The sequence below is a fragment of the Cyanobium sp. Cruz-8D1 genome, assembly GCF_024345975.1.
Classification (GTDB): domain Bacteria; phylum Cyanobacteriota; class Cyanobacteriia; order PCC-6307; family Cyanobiaceae; genus Cyanobium.
On the sequence record NZ_JAGQCD010000013.1, the window covers coordinates 22,272 to 35,118 of the forward strand.

The following is a 12,847-nucleotide window of genomic DNA, read 5'->3' on the forward strand; positions in this document are numbered from 1 at the left end:
GGCAGTATGGCCCTCCTCCCCCGGGCACCCGATCCCATGGCCCCTGCGACCGTTGCCGTGCCCGTGCTGCCCACCGGTCCGCTGCTGGAGGGGGTGCTGCTGAAGCGCTACAAGCGTTTCCTGGCCGACGTGGCACTGGACGATGGTCGGACGGTGACGGCCCACTGCCCCAACACCGGGCCCATGACCGGGGTGCTGCGGCCGGGCGGGCGGGTGCGCCTGCGCCACGACCCCTCCCCCAGCCGCAAGCTGGCCTGGACCTGGGAACAGGCTGAGGTGCCGGCCCATGGCGGCGGCCTGGTGTGGGTGGGGGTCAACACGGCGCTGCCCAACCGGCTGGTGCGAGCCACCGTTGAAGCGGGGGTCCTGGAACCCTGGCTGGGTCCCATCGGCACGATCCGGGCCGAGGTGCCCTACGGCGAAGGGCGCCGCAGCCGCATCGATCTGCTGCTGACGCCGGCGGAAGGGGCCGCCGATCCCCGGCCGATCTACCTGGAGGTGAAGAACACCACCTGGAGCGACGGTGATCTGGCCCTGTTTCCCGACACGGTCACCGAGCGGGGCCAGAAACATCTGGTGGAGCTCACGGCCCTGGTGCCCGGGGCCCGGGCCGTGCTGGTGCCCTGCCTGAGCCGTGGCGACGTGACCCGCTTCGCTCCGGGGGACAGTGCCGACCCTCGCTACGGGGAACTGTTCCGAACGGCCGTGGCCGCCGGGGTGGAGGTCCTCCCCTGCCGCTACAGCTTCAGCGACGGCTCAGTGGCGTACCTCGGCCTTGCCGATCAGGCGTGGTGAGGGTGGTAGTGGGTGCCGCGGTAGATGAGGTCGAGCCCCTCATCAGCGTGGGAAGGCTGATGCAGCAGCGGCGAGGCGTAGTGGTGGCCGCGGTAGACGTGCTCCATCGGGGCGGCTGAGGGACGCTCGTCGTGGGAGTGGTCGTAGGGAAGACCGCGGTAGCAGAGGTCGGAATGGGCCATGGGGACAGGAGCGGAGACGGAAGGGCTGGAGCTGGTGCCCGCCCTGGGCGCGCCATGAGCGCGGAACGGGGGACATGGACCTGCCTGGATCATCTCTAGCGCCTTTCCACTGTTCAGAATGAACATTTACGCGAATTCTTTGCATTCTCTGAGGAGCTGGGAGTGACAGGCGTCGCAGCCAGCCCGGACCCTCGGCCGCGTTTTGTATCGGTTCAGACATTGGAACGCCTCCCCCTCCTAGATAGTCGGTCGTTGTTGATGCCTACATCGGCGTCAGAAGTCGAGCGTTCTCTTCACCACGTTCCCATGATCGCTTCAAGTCACCAGCCCAAGGTTCGACCACCGAGAAGCCTCAGGGAGGCCAGTCTCCTGGAGGCTCCCACACTGTTAATGCGCAAGGTTCGTGGTCTGTCTTCCCAGGAGGGGCTCACCTGGCTCGCCTGCGTGCCTCTGGCTCTGTTCGGGCTGGGCGTCTTCAACCTCTCGGCCCACGCGGCCGAACTGCCCGAGCTCACGCCCGCTTTCCTGATCAACAACCTCTGGTTGGCGATTGCGGCCTTCCTGGTGATCTTCATGAACGCCGGCTTCGCCATGGTGGAGGCCGGCCTCTGCCGCCAGAAGAACGCCGTCAACATCCTGGCCAAGAACCTGATCGTTTTCGCCCTGGCGGTCACGGCCTACTGGTTCATCGGCTATTCCCTGATGTACGGCGATTCGATCGCCGGTGGCTGGCTGCACTTCAAGGGTCTGTTCTTTGATCCCACCGTCACCGCTGAAATGGTGACCGAAGGCAAGCTCACCCCGAGCGTTGACTTCCTCTTCCAGGCCGCCTTCGCCGGCACCGCCGCCACGATCGTCTCCGGCCTGGTGGCCGAGCGGATCAAGTTCAAGGAGTTCGTGATCTTCTCCCTGATCCTTGTCGGCATCATCTACCCGATCGCCGGCAGCTGGAAGTGGAACGCCAACGGCTGGCTCAACCAGCTCGGTTTCATCGACTTCGCCGGCTCCACCCTGGTCCACTCCGTCGGAGCCTGGGCGGGCGTGGTCGGCGCCATGATCCTCGGCCCCCGCATCGGCAAGTACGTCGACTCCAAGCCCCAGGCCATCCCCGGCCACAGTCTCGCCCTGGCCACCCTGGGTGCCCTGATCCTCTGGCTCGGCTGGTACGGCTTCAACCCGGGTTCCGTCCTGGCCATGACCGAAGCCGTTCCCTACATCGCCGTCACCACCACCCTCGGCGCCGCCGGCGGCGGCATCGCCGGCACCTTGGTCTCACAGTTCCACTCCGGCAAGCCCGACCTGACGATGACCATCAACGGCATCCTGGCCGGCCTGGTGGGCGTCACAGCCGGCTGCGACGGCTTCCCGATGTGGGCCGCCTGGGTGGTGGGCTTCATCGGCGGCGCCCTCGTTGTCTATGCCGTCAGCTTCGTCGACTCCATCGGCATCGACGACCCCGTCGGCGCCTTCTCCGTCCATGGCATCGGCGGCATCTGGGGCACCCTGGCCGTCGGCCTGTTCAACAAGGACGCCGGCCTGCTGTTCGGCAAGGGCTTCAACCAGCTCGGCCTGCAGTTCCTTGGCGTCTTCGCTTACGCCATTTTCACGATCGTCACGGCCTTGATCCTCTGGAGCATCCTCGGCGCCTTCACCGGCGGCATCCGGGTGCACGAGAAGGAGGAGATGGTCGGTCTCGACATCAGCGAGCACGGCATGGAGGCCTATCCCGACTTCGTGGCGTCCTCCAACTGACCTTCAGTCTTCGTTCCCCCTTTTCAACCGCGGTTTCGGCCGCGGTTTTTTTTCGCCCGCCCCCTCGCCGACCCCCATAGAGTCGGCACAACCGGACCTAGCCAGTGGACACCCGAGCCTTCAAGCGTTCCCTTCACCATTCGGATCGCTACAACCGCCGCGGCTTCGGCCTGGGTGAGGAGGTCGCGGGCAGCCTCGAGCAGGCCTATCAGAGCAATCTGATCGCCAGCCTCAGGGAGAACGGCCACGTGCTGCAGCGCGGTCGTCTCAAGATCCGCCTGGCCGAGGCCTTCGGCTTCTGCTGGGGGGTGGAGCGGGCCGTGGCGATGGCCTACGAAACCCGCCGCCATTACCCCAGCGAGCGGATCTGGATCACCAACGAGATCATCCACAACCCTTCGGTCAACGCCCATCTGCGTCAGATGGACGTCCGCTTCATCCCCGTCGACGACGACGTCAAGGACTTCTCCGAGGTGGGCACCGGTGATGTGGTGATCCTGCCCGCCTTCGGCGCCACCGTCCAGGAGATGCAGCTGCTCAACGAGCGCGGCTGCCACATCGTCGACACCACCTGCCCCTGGGTGTCAAAGGTGTGGAACACGGTGGAGAAGCACAAGAAGCACGCCTTCACCTCGATCATCCACGGCAAGGTGAAGCACGAGGAGACGCTCGCCACCAGCTCCTTTGCCGGCACCTACCTGGTGGTGCTCGATCTGGCCGAAGCCCGCATGGTCAGCGATTTCATCCTCGAGCGGGGCCAGGGGGCCATCGATCGGCAGGCCTTCATGACCCATTTCGCCAATGCCTGCTCCCCAGGCTTCGACCCGGACCGGGACCTGGCGCGGGTGGGCGTCGCCAACCAGACCACCATGCTCAAGAGCGAAACGGAGGAGATCGGGCGGCTGTTCGAGCGCACCATGCTGCAGCGCTTCGGCCCCGCCGAACTGGACGAGCACTTCCTGGCCTTCAACACCATCTGCGATGCCACCCAGGAGCGCCAGGACGCCATGTTCGCCCTGGTGGACGAGCCCCTCGACCTGATGGTGGTCATCGGTGGCTACAACTCCTCCAACACCACCCACCTGCAGGAGATCGCCGTCAGCCGCGGCATCCGCTCCTTCCACATCGACACCCCCGAGCGGATCGGTCCTGGCAACCGCATCGAGCACAAGCCCCTGGGGGGTGCCCTGGAGACCCTGGAACCCTTCCTGCCGGCCGGGCCGGTCCGGGTGGGCCTCACCTCCGGCGCCTCCACCCCCGACCGGGTGGTGGAGGATGTGATCGAGCGCCTGGTGGTGCTCAGCGAGGCGTGAGCCGCCAGCCCGGATGACCCCGCGGGGAGCAGGAACCGACCGGGTGGCTTTAGATTCGTGAAATCTTTGTCTGCCCCCAGGCCGCCGGGGAAAGATCAACCTCTGTCCTTTCCAGCTGCTCCCCTCTGACCCACCGCACGCCCCAGATCACGATGGCGGCAGGTTCCTCCCTGCACCAGGCTCCCGACGATCCAGGGGCCCCCAAGAGCGCACCCCTGCGGGAGCGGTCGGATCCGTCCGTGCGTCGCTACGCCAGTGCCTTCGCCGATCTGATGGAGATGCGGGCTCCGGCCTCCGTGGTGGGCGCCTACCTCGACCGCCACGAAGGCTGGTTCCGCCGCTGTGCCGCCCCGATGACGGTCGAACCGATCGGCAGCCAGGGCTACGTGCTCACCCTCGGCCGGTTCGGCAACTTCGGCTTTGAGGTCGAACCGACGATCGGCCTCGAACTGCTCCCCCAGGCCGGCGGCGTCTACCGCATCGTCACCGTGCCCCTGCCCGAGGTGGATGAGGCCCTGCGCGGGCTCTATGACGTCGAATTCGCCGCCTCCCTGAGGCTCGACGAGGCCGGCGGGGCGGAGGTGTCCACCGAAGAGGTGGATGGCGTCATGCTGCACACCCTGGTGCGCTGGCAGCTGGATCTGGCCGTGTGGCTGCGGCTCCCGGGCATGCTCTCGATCCTTCCCGACCACCTGGTCCAGAGCAGCGGTGACCACCTGCTGCGCCAGATCGTGCGGCAGATCTCCCGGCGCCTCACCTGGAAGGTGCAGGAGGATTTCCATGCCAGCCACGGCATCCCCTGCCCGCCGCGGCGCCGGGCCCAGTTCTGAGCCTGCTTCCTTCCGTGAACGAAACGAGTCCCGATCGCCTCAGGCGGCCGGGGCGGTGAGGATCTTGTTGACGATCTGCATGCCGGTGACGGCCTGCCAGAGGAACAGGGTCATCACGGTCATGTTGAGGCCCACGTGCACTTTGCGGGCGATCAGGTTGCCGGCCTGCATCAGCGGGGACAGGGCCGCCGCCATGGCGATCAGGGAGGCCATGGCCAGTCCCACCAGCAGGTGCGGACCGACGAACAGCTTGCCATTGTTGATGTAGGTGACGGCCATGCCACCGACCAAGCCGAGCACGAGCACGGCCAGCACGAGGCTGCCGAAGAGGTAATGGCGTTTGGCGAACTGGCCCTTGATCAGCTCCTTGCGGTCCTCGGCCGTGGCCGTGCGGGTCTTCTTGGCCTTGATGCCCAGGAACATCGCGTAGCCGGCCAGGCCCAGCAACACCCACATCAGCAGGGGATGGACGAAATTGAGGCCGAAGGCAAGGGAACTGGGAAGGGCGGCGAACATCACGCGTCGGAACTCCACCGGGCCAGGGCCGGTTGGGAGTCCAACGAAGTTACAACTGCCCGCGGCCTCAGTGCAGAAAATGACGACGGCCGGTGATCACCATCACCATGTCGTTGGCCTTGCAGGCGGCGATCGAATCCGGGTCGCGCTTGCTGCCGCCGGGCTGGATCAATGCGGTGATGCCATGCCGTGCCGCCAGCAACACGGTGTCATCGAACGGAAAGAAGCCGTCGCTGGCCAGGACCGCCCCACGGGCAGCGTCGCCGGCGGCCTCCAGGGCCAACCGGGCTGAGCCCACCCGGTTCATCTGGCCGGCCCCGACCCCGAGGGTGCGGCCGCCCTGGGCCACCAGGATGGCGTTGGAGCGCACGTGGCGCACCACCTGCCAAGCGAAGCGCAGATCCCGCCACTCGTCCTCGCTGGGCTGGCGCTCGCTCACCACCTGCCAGCTGTCGGGATCGGCGGGGCCATCATCCGCCTGCTGGGCCAGCACACCCCCCAGCACACTGCGTAGCTGCAGGCGCCCGGAGGCCGCCGTCACGGCCTTGGGGTCGAGCTCCAGCAGGCGCAGGTTGGCCTTCGCCGCCAGCCGCTGGCGGGCCTCCTCCGAGAAGGATGGCGCCACCACACACTCCAGGAACAACCCCGCCAGGTGATCGGCGGCGGTCCGATCCACCGCCCCATTGAGGGCAACGATGCCCCCGAAGGCGGAAACCCGGTCGGCATCCAGGGCCCGCAGCAGGGCGTCGGCGGAGTCGTCACCGAGGGCGACGCCGCAGGGGTTGGTGTGTTTGATCACCGCCGCCGCCGGCTCGGCGCCGGGGCCGTACCCGAAGGCCGCCACCGTGGTCAGGGCCGCTTCCAGGTCGATCAGGTTGTTGTAGCTGAGCTCCTTGCCCTGAAGCTGGCGGGCCGCCCCCCAGCCCACGCTGGCCTCCCCGCACCAGCGGGCGCTCTGGTGGGGGTTCTCGCCATAGCGAAGCACCTGCCGCAGGGGCAGCTCCAGCCGCAGGGGCTGCGCCTCCACCGCGGCGGCGGGCTGCTGATCAGCCAGGCGGCCCTCGATCCAGGTCGCGATGGCGGCGTCGTAGGCGGCGGTGTGGGCAAAGGCGGCCAGGGCCAACCGGCGCCGCAGGGGCCCATCGACCCGGCCGGCCGCCCGGGCGTCCAGGAAAGCCGGGTACTGGTCGGGATCGGTGAGCACCACCACATCCGCGTGATTCTTGGCGGCGGCGCGGACCATGGCCGGTCCGCCGATGTCGATGTTCTCGATGGCGGTCTCCCAGCTGACGCCGGGGTCCGCCACGGTGGCGCGGAAGGGGTAGAGGTTGACCACCACCACATCGATCGGGACGATCCCCTGGGCCTCCAGGTCGGCCTGGTGGGCGGGGTCATCGCGGCGGGCCAGGATGCCGCCGTGGATGCGGGGATGGAGGGTCTTGACCCGTCCGCCCAGGATTTCCGGGGCTCCGGTGTGCTCCGCCACCTTGGTGACCGGCAGGCCGGCGGCCGCGAGGGCCGCCGCGGTGCCACCGCTGGAAAGCAGCGCGAAACCCTGGGCCAGCAACCCCTGCGCCAGCGGCACCAGGCCCCGCTTGTCGGACACGCTCAGAAGGGCCGTGGGAGCCATGACGGCAGCAGGGGCAGGGGAGGAGCCAACCTACGCAGCAACAGCCGAACGCCACCGTGCCGACAGATCCCTCCGCCCAAGCCCAGCTGAGCGAAGACGACGGCACCGCCCTCTGGGCCGGTCCCTGTCAGGCCGAGCACCGCCTGGTGCTGCTGCACGGCTGGGGCGCTGACGCCGATGACCTGCTCGATCTGGGCACGGAACTCCTCGGTGCCGATCCCGCCAGCCTCAAGCTGAGCCTGGTGGCCCTGCGGGCGCCCCTGTCCCATCCCGGCGGCTTGGGCCGCCAGTGGTACGACCTGCAGCAACCCGAATGGCCCCAGTTGCCCCAGGCCCGCCGCGACCTGCGGCAGCGGCTGCTGGCCCTGGGCCGCTCGGTGCCCCTGGAGCGCACCAGCCTGCTGGGCTTCTCCCAGGGGGCCGCCATGGCCATCGACGTGGCCACCGGCGGTGGCTCCGACGCCTGCGCCCCCCTCGCCCTGGCGGGGCTGATCGCCTGCAGCGGCTACCCCCACCCCGACTGGCAGCCCGAGGCTCCCCGCACGAAGATCCTGCTCACCCATGGCGAACAGGATCCGGTGGTGCCCTTCGCGGCGAGCCTGGCTCTGGAGCGCTCCCTGGTGGAGGCCGGGGGATCGGTGCGCCGGATCGCCTTCCCAGGCGGCCACTGCATCGATCCCGACCTGATCGCCACCATGCGGGACTTTCTGTTCAGCAGCTGGCGGGGAGACTGAGCCCACCGCCAGCCGTCGGAATCAGACGAAGGCGTACTCGTACTCCTCCATCTCCTCCCAGTCGTCGGAGGCGAGAGCTTCAAGGCCTTCGAACAGGACCTCCTCGCCGATGCTGTCGACGATCAGGCGCAGGGACGGGAACAGGAAGTGGTTCTCTTCGGCGTACTGGGCGCTGAACAGACCTTTCTCCCCCCAGAAGAAGCGGTCGGTGGTGTGCTCGTTGCGGCGCACGTTGAGGATCGCCGGAGCCATCAGCTCCGTTTCGGCGATGTAGCGGCGCGCCGCCGTGACCGGTTTGTGGGCACCGGTTTCAAGGTTGAAGGTCGGGACATGGGCGAGAACCCGCTGACCCGCCAGACGACGGCGACTGATCCGCTTGCGCTTCTTGGACATGGGATGGATCCCTGTGGAGGGAGACCGAAAGGTGGAATGGGGGGGGCTGCAGACGAGCGAGGGTCGGCGGGAGCCGACGACGAGCGCCATGGCGGGCCCGCCACCCTGGAGAGATGGCGGGTCCACGTCCACACGACTGTCGACCTGAAGCGGGTCGGAAAGGATCACCGTCGGTAACGCCGGCCTGAACCCCTGGAGGGGTGGTGGCCGGGACAGAGGCGGTACGCAGCTGCCCCTGCTGTAGCCTCGGATGCGAGCGAAGCGCAACACTGGCTGTTACGACTGCAACTTTCCGCCCGTCCGAGGACTGCGAAGTAGTGGTCGTTACCGACAGCTTAAAACTATTTTTGCGTTTCGACACGCCTCCTTCCGAAATTTCCCGAACGGACGCCGTCCGCGGGTCGTGATGCCTGTCTCAGAGCGGTTTCTGGCCCTGGTGGGTTTCCAGCTGGGTCAGTTCATCGACTGCCCGGAGGTCCGGTCGCTGGTGGTCTACGTCACCCAGCAGGGCGAAACGGGCCAGCCCAGCCTGCTACCGGTCGGCCACTGGCCCCCGGACGAGCGGGCCCTGCCTGCCGTCGACACGGTCAGCCGTCTGCGGGTGCCCGCCGAACAGCGGCGCTGGCTGCCCCTGCGCGATGGCCAGCGCCTGCTCGGTGCCCTGCAGGTGGAGGCCTCCCGCAACCCCTGGCCGGAGCCCCTCGCCCAGCGGCTACAGGCCGTAGCCCTGGCGCTTACCGAAGCCCTGCGACTGGATCTGGAGGGGGGAGAGCTACGCCAGCAGCTCACGGAGCGCGAGGAGCAGCTGGGTTTGCTGCTCCACCAGCTGCGCAACCCCCTCACGGCCCTGCGCACCTTCGGCCAGCTGCTGCTGCGGCGCCTTGGACCCGACCACAACGACCGCTCCCTGGTGCAGGGCCTGCTGGCCGAGGAGCGCCAGCTCAATCGCTATGTCGATGCCATCAGCGAGCTGGTCCACCCCGAAGGATTGCTCGCCGGCTCCGCCACGCCCCAGCCCCTGTTGCTGCCACCGCTGCTGAGCGGGCCGGAGGGCCAGCCCCTGGCCGGGCTGCTCGAACCGCTGCTGCAACGGGCCGCCGCCACCGCCACCCTGCAGGGCCGGGGGTGGCAGGGACCTGAGGGCCTGCCCGACTGGAGCGGCGACAGCGGCGCGGTGGCGGAGATCCTGGCCAACCTGCTGGAGAACGCCTTCCGCTACAGCCCCCATGGCGCCAGCGTGGGCCTGCACACGGCCAGCGACGACGCGCTGCTCCACCTGACGGTGTGGGATGGCGGGCCGGCCATCGCGGTGGCGGAGCGGCAGGCGATCTTCGGGCGGGGGGTGCGGGGAACGCGGGGACAGGACCTGCCCGGCACCGGGCTGGGCCTGGCGCTCGGCCGGGATCTGGCCCGCAGCCTGGGCGGCGAGCTGGAGCTGGTGGTGCCGCCCCGGGCACTGGCCGGAACGTTGCCCGAGCAGGGCAACGCCTTCCGACTCAGCCTGCCGCGGCCGCCAGCCTCAGCGCCGCGGCGATGAGCAGCAGGCCCAACGATTCGGTCCACTCCACGCAGGCCCCGTAGCTGTCGCCGCTGTGGCCGCCCAGGCGGCGGCCCAGGGCCACCGGAACGAGCAGCGCCGGCACCAGGGCCACAAGGCCCGGCCAGGGCAGCAGCAGCAGCAGCCCCGGCAGCAGCAACAGCGTGGGCAACAGTTCCATCGCCAGGGGGGCCCCATGGGCCCGGTGGAACGCGGCGCTGCCGCCGGGCCGCAGGTAGGGGAACCAGGCCATGGCGGGCAGGGGCGCCACCCGCCCGCAGACCGCCGCCCAGACCAGGGCCATCGGCGCCGCCGTCCCCAGCAGGGCGAGGGCCGCGCTCCGCAGCAGCAGCACCAGCACCAGGGCCTGCACACCGCTGGCCCCCACCCGGCTGTCGGCCATCGCCTCCAGGCAGCGATCGCCGGCGGCCAGGCCATCGGCGCTGTCCATGACGCCATCCATGTGCAGGCCACCGCTCAGCCACAGGCCCAGCGCCAGCACCAGGGCCACCTGGGCCACCAGGGGCACCCGTCCCTCCAGCCCCCACCACAGCAAGGCCTGCAGGGCGCCGAGAACGGCACCGACCCAGGGCGCGAAGCGGGCGATCCGCTCGAAGCGGGGCTTCGGCGCCGGCCAGGCCGGCAGCACCGAATAGAAGATCCAGGCCCCGGCCAGATCCCGCAGCCACGGTGGAGCGCTCAGGCGGGGCATGGGGCGGGGAGCGACGGGGAGGTGGCGGCAGGCCCCCCGCATAGCGTCGCAGCAGGCCCGCCTAGCCTCACGGCTGAGCAGGTTCGGCGCCATCGCCTTCGACTTCACGATCACCGCCCGCTGCCCGCGCACCCGGGCCCGCTGCGGCTGCTTCACCACCCCCCACGGTGCCGTGCAGACGCCCCGGTTCATGCCGGTGGGCACCGCCGCCACGGTCAAGGGCGTCACCACGCCGCAGCTGCAGGAGACCGGGGCGCAGATGGTGCTGGCCAACACCTTCCACCTGCATCTGCAGCCGGGGGAGTCGGTGGTGGAGGACGCCGGCGGGCTGCATCGCTTCATGGGCTGGAACGGACCCCTGTTGACCGACTCGGGCGGCTTCCAGGTGTTCAGCCTCGATGCCATCAACCGCATCGACGACGCGGGGGTGGTGTTCCGCTCCCCCCGCGACGGCGCGCGGATCGACCTGACCCCCGAACGCTCCATGGCCATCCAGCGGGCCCTTGGCGCCGACGTGGCCATGGCCTTCGACCAGTGCCCGCCCTACCCCGCCACTGAAGCGGCGGTGGCCGAGGCCTGCCGCCGCACCCACCGCTGGCTGGAGCGCTGCATCACCAGCCACGGCGGCGGCACCCAGGCCCTGTTCGGCATCGTGCAGGGGGGCTGCTTCCCCCAGCTGCGCGAGGCCTCGGCCCGGGTGGTGGCGGCGATGGACCTGCCCGGCATCGCCGTGGGCGGCGTCAGCGTGGGGGAACCCGTCGAGGAGATGCACCGGGTGGTCCGACAGGTGGGTCCCCTGCTGCCGGAGCAGCGGCCCCACTATCTGATGGGGGTGGGCAGCCTGCGGGAGATGGCGATCGCGGTCGCCAACGGCTTCGACCTGTTCGACTGCGTGCTGCCGACCCGGCTGGGCCGCCATGGCACCGCCCTGGTGGCGGGGGAGCGCTGGAACCTGCGCAACGCCCGCTTCCGCCACGACCACGGCCCCCTCGATCCCAGCTGCGGCTGTCTGGCCTGCCGTCACCACAGCCGCAGCTACCTGCACCACCTGTTCCGCAGCCAGGAACTGCTGGGCCGCACCCTGTTGAGCCTGCACAATCTCACCACCCTGCTGCGCTACACGAGCGCCATGGCGCGGGCGATCAGCGAGGGATGTTTTGCAGAGGATTTCGCTCCCTGGGAGCCCGACTCCCCGGCCGCCCACACGTGGTAGGTTCCAGCCATTGCAATGGTTTCCCTCCAGGCATGGCTCTCTCCCTGCTGGCCAGCTACGCGCCCCACACTCTCGCCCAGCTGCCCGAGGCCTACCAGGCCTTCGGACCCCTGGTGGACATCCTGCCGATCATCCCCCTGTTCTTCCTGCTGCTGGCCTTCGTCTGGCAGGCCTCAGTCGGCTTCCGCTGAAGCGCCGAGCGCCCTTGGGCACCAAAGCGATCAAAACCCGCCCAGCATGCTGCCGACGCGACCCAACCATGCGGGCCAGGGGAGGGGACCGAGATCTGCCTGGGCAAGCAGCGACCGGGCCAAAGCCTGGGTGGGCCCTTAAGCCAGGCTTATGGTTTCCTTGCAAGCGTTCAATTGGACTGTCAAGGGGGTAAACTGATGCAGTTACGCATCTTGTTCGTGCAATGTCGGTTGCCTCATTTGCCCTGAGAAGCGGCTTGGCTGTTTTGAGTGTTGGAGCCGTAGCCTTCCATGCTCCGCAAGTCCAAGCACTTTGTGTCTCGTCAAGTGCCGCAAGTGATTGCGCCACCTTTGACCCAACCTCTTCAAGCGTCATCACCTATTTCGGATACACTGATGCTTCGTTTGGCCTCAATCAATCAATATCTCAAATACGGTTCACATCGGAATCCCTGACCCCCTTGAGCAATATAACTTTTATTAGCCTCGAATATTCATTCGACAGTGGCATCAATTGGCTTACCACTAACCTTACGACCGGTGGATCCGTAGCGCCCAATGAAACGGGCTCAAACCTTCTTTCCGCCTCGGTTACCAAGCCTGGCGGCGGCAACGTCGGAACTGGGTTCCAGCTTCGATTCGTGCTTCCGGCACAGACGCTTCTGCCCATCAATGACGCTAATTCTGTCATTGGCTTTGTTGTACGAAGCGCCGGCACGCAGGGCAACTCAACTCAACAAAGGTTTAGTTCTCCTGTTTCTGCCCCTGCCGTACCGGGCCCCCTTCCCATCCTGGGTGCCGGCGTAGCCTTCAGTCTCTCGCGCACTTTGAGAAAGCGCATCAAGGCTACAACTGAGGCCTGATCGGTAGCTCTGCTTCGGATCAAGGCAGCTCAGTTGATGCCTGATTTGAATTAAATTTCTACACTGACCAACCCGATCACAGTGATTGGGTTGGTAATTTTTTATGGCGCGGCCTAGAGTTAAGTATTGAAAACCAAAAAACACCCTTTCCGCGCTGACCTCCATATTCTTCCTTCTGACCTGCCT

General features: G+C 67.9%; 13 protein-coding genes. 8 read left to right on the forward strand and 5 right to left on the reverse strand.

Annotation, left to right across the window (positions count from 1 at the left end; genetic code table 11):
- Positions 1–36 precede the first annotated feature (36 nt).
- Entirely contained in the window at positions 37–795 is a 759-nt protein-coding gene (sfsA, locus tag KBZ33_RS09755) for a DNA/RNA nuclease SfsA (protein WP_254952788.1), read from the forward strand.
- On the opposite strand, the gene KBZ33_RS09760 is transcribed toward sfsA, so the two are convergent.
- Positions 783–977: a DUF4278 domain-containing protein gene (locus tag KBZ33_RS09760; RefSeq protein ID WP_254952787.1), complete on the reverse strand. Its 195-nt coding sequence runs from the start codon at positions 975–977 to the stop codon at positions 783–785. The genes sfsA and KBZ33_RS09760 overlap by 13 nt on opposite strands.
- Positions 978–1,283: 306 nt before the next feature.
- On the opposite strand from KBZ33_RS09760, the gene KBZ33_RS09765 reads away from it, so the two are divergent.
- From KBZ33_RS09765 to KBZ33_RS09775, 3 genes are all read left to right on the forward strand, one after another.
- Complete coding sequence (locus tag KBZ33_RS09765) at positions 1,284–2,729, forward strand: ammonium transporter (RefSeq protein ID WP_254952785.1); 1,446 nt, start codon at positions 1,284–1,286, stop codon at positions 2,727–2,729.
- A 104-nt stretch (positions 2,730–2,833) separates the two neighbouring features.
- Positions 2,834–4,042 (forward strand): 4-hydroxy-3-methylbut-2-enyl diphosphate reductase, encoded by a 1,209-nt coding sequence (locus tag KBZ33_RS09770; protein WP_254952784.1) that lies wholly within the window; start codon positions 2,834–2,836, stop codon positions 4,040–4,042.
- 152 nt (positions 4,043–4,194) lie between these two features.
- Complete coding sequence (locus tag KBZ33_RS09775) at positions 4,195–4,872, forward strand: DUF1997 domain-containing protein (RefSeq protein WP_254952782.1); 678 nt, start codon at positions 4,195–4,197, stop codon at positions 4,870–4,872.
- A gap of 39 nt (positions 4,873–4,911) precedes the next feature.
- Here the strand turns inward: KBZ33_RS09775 and KBZ33_RS09780 are convergent, their stop codons facing one another.
- Positions 4,912–5,388 carry a DUF4079 domain-containing protein gene (locus KBZ33_RS09780; RefSeq protein ID WP_254952814.1) on the reverse strand — a complete coding sequence of 159 codons (477 nt, stop codon included), beginning with the start codon at positions 5,386–5,388 and terminating at the stop codon, positions 4,912–4,914.
- A gap of 67 nt (positions 5,389–5,455) precedes the next feature.
- Complete coding sequence (purH, locus tag KBZ33_RS09785) at positions 5,456–7,018, reverse strand: bifunctional phosphoribosylaminoimidazolecarboxamide formyltransferase/IMP cyclohydrolase (RefSeq protein WP_254952780.1); 1,563 nt, start codon at positions 7,016–7,018, stop codon at positions 5,456–5,458.
- Positions 7,019–7,074: 56 nt separating this feature from the next.
- On the opposite strand from purH, the gene KBZ33_RS09790 reads away from it, so the two are divergent.
- Positions 7,075–7,752, forward strand: coding sequence for an alpha/beta hydrolase (locus KBZ33_RS09790; protein WP_254952779.1), 678 nt, complete (start codon positions 7,075–7,077; stop codon positions 7,750–7,752).
- 21 nt (positions 7,753–7,773) lie between these two features.
- On the opposite strand, the gene KBZ33_RS09795 is transcribed toward KBZ33_RS09790, so the two are convergent.
- Positions 7,774–8,145, reverse strand: coding sequence for a DUF3155 domain-containing protein (locus KBZ33_RS09795; protein ID WP_216907583.1), 372 nt, complete (start codon positions 8,143–8,145; stop codon positions 7,774–7,776).
- A 406-nt stretch (positions 8,146–8,551) separates the two neighbouring features.
- Between KBZ33_RS09795 and KBZ33_RS09800 the strand changes: the two genes are divergently transcribed.
- On the forward strand, positions 8,552–9,682 hold the full coding sequence (locus KBZ33_RS09800; RefSeq protein WP_254952777.1) for a HAMP domain-containing sensor histidine kinase: 1,131 nt from the start codon (positions 8,552–8,554) through the stop codon (positions 9,680–9,682).
- On the opposite strand, the gene KBZ33_RS09805 is transcribed toward KBZ33_RS09800, so the two are convergent.
- Positions 9,642–10,394, reverse strand: coding sequence for an adenosylcobinamide-GDP ribazoletransferase (locus KBZ33_RS09805; RefSeq protein ID WP_254952775.1), 753 nt, complete (start codon positions 10,392–10,394; stop codon positions 9,642–9,644). The two genes, KBZ33_RS09800 and KBZ33_RS09805, sit on opposite strands and share 41 nt — an antisense overlap.
- A 91-nt stretch (positions 10,395–10,485) precedes the next feature.
- Here KBZ33_RS09805 and tgt point away from each other — a divergent pair, with 91 nt between their 5' ends.
- Entirely contained in the window at positions 10,486–11,607 is a 1,122-nt protein-coding gene (tgt, locus tag KBZ33_RS09810) for a tRNA guanosine(34) transglycosylase Tgt (RefSeq protein ID WP_254952813.1), read from the forward strand.
- A gap of 32 nt (positions 11,608–11,639) precedes the next feature.
- Positions 11,640–11,798, forward strand: coding sequence for a photosystem II reaction center protein K (locus tag KBZ33_RS09815; protein ID WP_015109656.1), 159 nt, complete (start codon positions 11,640–11,642; stop codon positions 11,796–11,798).
- Positions 11,799–12,847: the final 1,049 nt, after the last annotated feature.

Coding starts and splice junctions, on each gene's coding strand:
- sfsA (WP_254952788.1), top strand. CDS start 37: ATGGCCCCTGCGACCGTTGCCGTGCCCGTGCTGCCCACCGGTCCGCTG.
- KBZ33_RS09760 (WP_254952787.1), bottom strand. CDS start 977: ATGGCCCATTCCGACCTCTGCTACCGCGGTCTTCCCTACGACCACTCC.
- KBZ33_RS09765 (WP_254952785.1), top strand. CDS start 1,284: ATGATCGCTTCAAGTCACCAGCCCAAGGTTCGACCACCGAGAAGCCTC.
- KBZ33_RS09775 (WP_254952782.1), top strand. CDS start 4,195: ATGGCGGCAGGTTCCTCCCTGCACCAGGCTCCCGACGATCCAGGGGCC.
- KBZ33_RS09780 (WP_254952814.1), bottom strand. CDS start 5,388: ATGTTCGCCGCCCTTCCCAGTTCCCTTGCCTTCGGCCTCAATTTCGTC.
- purH (WP_254952780.1), bottom strand. CDS start 7,018: ATGGCTCCCACGGCCCTTCTGAGCGTGTCCGACAAGCGGGGCCTGGTG.
- KBZ33_RS09795 (WP_216907583.1), bottom strand. CDS start 8,145: ATGTCCAAGAAGCGCAAGCGGATCAGTCGCCGTCGTCTGGCGGGTCAG.
- KBZ33_RS09800 (WP_254952777.1), top strand. CDS start 8,552: ATGCCTGTCTCAGAGCGGTTTCTGGCCCTGGTGGGTTTCCAGCTGGGT.
- KBZ33_RS09805 (WP_254952775.1), bottom strand. CDS start 10,394: ATGCCCCGCCTGAGCGCTCCACCGTGGCTGCGGGATCTGGCCGGGGCC.
- KBZ33_RS09815 (WP_015109656.1), top strand. CDS start 11,640: ATGGCTCTCTCCCTGCTGGCCAGCTACGCGCCCCACACTCTCGCCCAG.